This window comes from Marinimicrobium sp. UBA4509 (genome assembly GCF_002388575.1).
GTDB lineage: Bacteria > Pseudomonadota > Gammaproteobacteria > Pseudomonadales > Cellvibrionaceae > Marinimicrobium > Marinimicrobium koreense.
This window is the reverse complement of record NZ_DGMV01000032.1, coordinates 74,423-77,760: the sequence shown is the minus strand read 5'-3', so window position 1 is coordinate 77,760 and position 3,338 is coordinate 74,423. Positions and strand designations below refer to the sequence as shown.

The 3,338-nt window shown below is 59.0% G+C and carries 3 protein-coding genes; 1 reads left to right on the top strand and 2 read right to left on the bottom strand.

Going from position 1 to position 3,338, the window contains the following annotated elements:
• Together B3520_RS04350 and B3520_RS04345 are read right to left on the bottom strand one after the other, a co-directional pair.
• On the bottom strand, window positions 1–1,743 hold a 1,743-nt coding region (locus B3520_RS04350), incomplete at its 3' end, for a molybdopterin cofactor-binding domain-containing protein (protein WP_286875479.1).
• Window positions 1,730–2,218 (bottom strand): (2Fe-2S)-binding protein, encoded by a 489-nt coding sequence (locus B3520_RS04345; protein ID WP_286807270.1) that lies wholly within the window; start codon window positions 2,216–2,218, stop codon window positions 1,730–1,732. The genes B3520_RS04350 and B3520_RS04345, both read right to left, overlap by 14 nt.
• A gap of 396 nt (window positions 2,219–2,614) precedes the next feature.
• On the opposite strand from B3520_RS04345, the gene B3520_RS04340 reads away from it, so the two are divergent.
• Window positions 2,615–3,256 (top strand): flavodoxin, encoded by a 642-nt coding sequence (locus B3520_RS04340; RefSeq protein ID WP_286807271.1) that lies wholly within the window; start codon window positions 2,615–2,617, stop codon window positions 3,254–3,256.
• Window positions 3,257–3,338 lie beyond the last annotated feature (82 nt).

The following is a 3,338-nucleotide window of genomic DNA, read 5'->3' as shown; positions in this document are numbered from 1 at the left end:
CCAGCCGATGCCTTCGGCGGCGGCTTCGAGCACCGCCAGGTGTTTCGGGTGCTTGGCCATCAGCTTGCGACGAAAGGCCAGTGGATCCTGGCCGGCGGCGTGAGCCAGCTCATCAATAAAACTTTCCAGATACAGGGCATTCTGGTTAAGGTTCACGCCCCGCCAGAAGCCCGGGCGGATATGCGGGTTGTACATGGCGTGGTCCACCAGCAGGTTCGGCACCGAATACCCGAGAGCCATATCGCCCTCGGGGTCCAGCCCCTGGTACACCACCGGATCGCCCTTGTCACTCATCGCCTGGGGCATGGCGTAGGCCATGATCGACTGGCCGGAGATGCGCATATGCAGGGCCTGGACATTGCCTTCATCGTCCATGGCTGCGCGCAGACGACATTGAGTCACCGGGTGGAAACGGCCCTGCAGCATGTCCTCTTCCCGCGTCCACATCAGTTTGATTGGCGTGTCGGGAATCTGTTTGGCGATCAGGGTGGCCTGCCGTATATAGTCTGTGGCCGCGCGGCGGCCAAAGCTGCCGCCGATGCGCATGGTGTGGATTTCGCACACGTCCTGGGGTAACTCCGCCGCTTCGGCCAGGGCTTCCAAGGCCGTTCCCGGCACCTGGGTCGGTCCCCACATCTCGCAGCCGTTCTTGCGCCAGCGCACGGTGGCGGCGAGCGTCTCCATCTGGGCGTGGTTCTGATAGGGATAGCTGTAGTCGGCTTCAATGACCCGCTCGGCCTTGGCCAGCGCGTCTTTGGCATCGCCTGCCTGATTGCCGATAAACGATGTATCCGCGGTCAAACCTTCGCGCAGCTTTTTGGCGATGCTCTCGCTGGACACCTTGGCGTTTTCGCCTTCATCCCACTCGATCGGCAGGGCTTTCAAGGCTTTCTGGGCACGCCAGAAGGTATCGGCCACCACCGCCACGGTTTCATCATCGACGCGCACCACCTGCTTGACGCCGGGCATGTTCTTGACCTTCTCAGCGTCAAAACTCTTCAGCTTACCGCCGTGCACGGGGCAGGCCTTGGGCACCGCCACCAGCATACCGGGCATGGAGAAGTCGGCGCCGTACACCAGGGAGCCGTCGAGCTTGTCCAGGGTGTCCAGCCGCGCCTTGTCCTTACCGGCAATGCGCCAGTCTTTCGGGTCTTTGAGGCGGATGGACTCGGTTTTGGGCGGTTCGATGTCATTGGCCGCCTGGGCCACGGCGCCGAAGGTGGTGGTGCGCCCGCTGGGCTCGTGGGTAATCACCCCCTCGGAAACGGTGCACTCACTGGCGGGCACCTGCCACTGCCGGGCGGCAGCTTCAGTCAGCATCATACGGGCAGCGGCGCCGCCCTGACGCAGATACTCATGGGAGCCACGAATCGCCGTCGAGCCGGCAGTGAATTGACTCCCCCAGACATTGTCGCGCTCGCGGTTCCGGCCCGGCTTGACCAGTTCGAAGTCCACCTTGTCCCAGTCGCATTCCAGATCCTCGGCCACCAACTGCGCCAGGCCGGTCAACGAGCCCTGGCCCATTTCCTGACGGGCGATGCGGATCAGCACCGTCTCATCGGGCTGAACCACCACCCAGGCGTTCACCTCGGGCGACTCGGATTGCGCCAGTGCGGACTGACTGAAGGGCACGGAAAAACCGAATACGAAGGCACCGGCTGCAGCGCCACTACCTTTGAGAAACCCCCGGCGGGACAGGTTGATGCTGCCGTTAGCGGGCGCTTGAGCTTCAGGCTTGTTCATTGGAACCTCCGGCCTTCTGGGTGGACGCCATGCGCTGGGCGGCACGCTTTACGCCCTCCAGCACCCTCGGGTAAGTCCCGCAGCGGCAGATGTTGGTGATCTCGCTCCGGATTTCCTCGTCGGTGGGCTCCGGGTTCTGCGCCAGCAGCGAGGCCGCGGCCATGATCATGCCCGGCTGACAGTAACCACACTGGGCCACATCAATCTCCGCCCAGGCCTCCTGCACCGGGTGAAACTGCTGCACCCCGAGGCCCTCGATGGTGGTGATCTTCTGATTCTCCCGGACCGCGCTGACCGGCAGCACACAGGAGCGCTGCGCCACGTCGTCAATATGGACGGTGCAGGCGCCACAGAGCGCGATACCGCAGCCGTATTTGGTGCCGGTCAGGCCGAGCTGCTCGCGCAGCACCCACAGCAGTGGGGTATCGTCCTCGACGTCGACCTCTTTGGTCTCGCCGTTGATGGTGAGCTTCATGGTATGTCTCCGGGTGCGTGAAACGTGTTAAAAAACTAGGCACAGTATAGGAGACGTTTCACCGTCAGACCATGCGTATACCGAGCCAGTTAGAGCTTGAGTGTACCAATAGGATGGCGAAATAGTGAGATGGGCGCAACTGCATGATTAAATAGCACTTTGCGCGATGAGGGGGGGGCAAATGGACCGCTTATTCTTGTGAAGAGGTATGCTCTCCAGAAGGATTGGGCAAAAGCTGGCTCTGTATGGGCAAAACGCCGAGAGGTTTGAAACCTATAATTTGGTGCTTCGCCGAGTAAAGAGACCAGTAGCTATCGAGATCGTCAATGTGTTTAGGGCGATAGTCGTAAACCTTCAGAACCCTGTGACCAGGCATGTAACGGAAGAGGCTTTACCATGACTCAAGAGACCAGTGAAGCAATAAAAGCCGTCTTGGTGGGGCTCATACTTTTGGCGGCTTTGCTTGGCTTTGCTTCAAACGTATCGAGCGAAGATCTAGAGGTTGGGAGAGAGGTGTTGGGTGATAAAGTGCTGATTGTTTACCTGAGTCGCACGCAAAACACCAAAGCCGTTGCGGATATCATCCAAGAGGCCGTGGGTGGAGATAGTGTCGCGCTGGAGCTCGAAACCCCTTACCCGGAAGACTATGATACGATTGTCGCTCAGGTTGATGAGGAAAATGAAACTGGTTACCTCCCTCCGCTGAAAACCGAGATCGAAAACATCGACGGATACGACACAGTATTTGTGGGATTCCCAACTTGGGATATGCAGATGCCGCCTCCAATGAAGAGCTTTCTGCATGAGAACAATTTGAGTGGTAAGCGAGTTATCCCGTTCAATACCCATGGTGGCTATGGTGTCGGAAGCGGTTTTGAGACGGTGGAGATGCTCTGTTCGGAATCTACTATTCTGGAGGGCTTCTCGGTCAAAGGTGGTCTGGAAAGAGACGGCATCTATCTCTCGATAGAGGGCGAGCGAAAGGATGAGGTTCGATCCAAGGTTCACGACTGGCTGGAACGCATTGAAATTTTGTAGCGCTTAGGGTCACCAACTCTTTCGCACCAAGGGAGACGAAAACGTCTCCCTTGGTGCGATTGATGATGCTTCGGGGGGGGGG

Bases quoted from the DNA above. Each gene is read 5' to 3' on its own strand.
- B3520_RS04345 (WP_286807270.1), bottom strand. From the start codon at position 2,218: ATGAAGCTCACCATCAACGGCGAGACCAAAGAGGTCGACGTCGAGGAC.
- B3520_RS04340 (WP_286807271.1), top strand. From the start codon at position 2,615: ATGACTCAAGAGACCAGTGAAGCAATAAAAGCCGTCTTGGTGGGGCTC.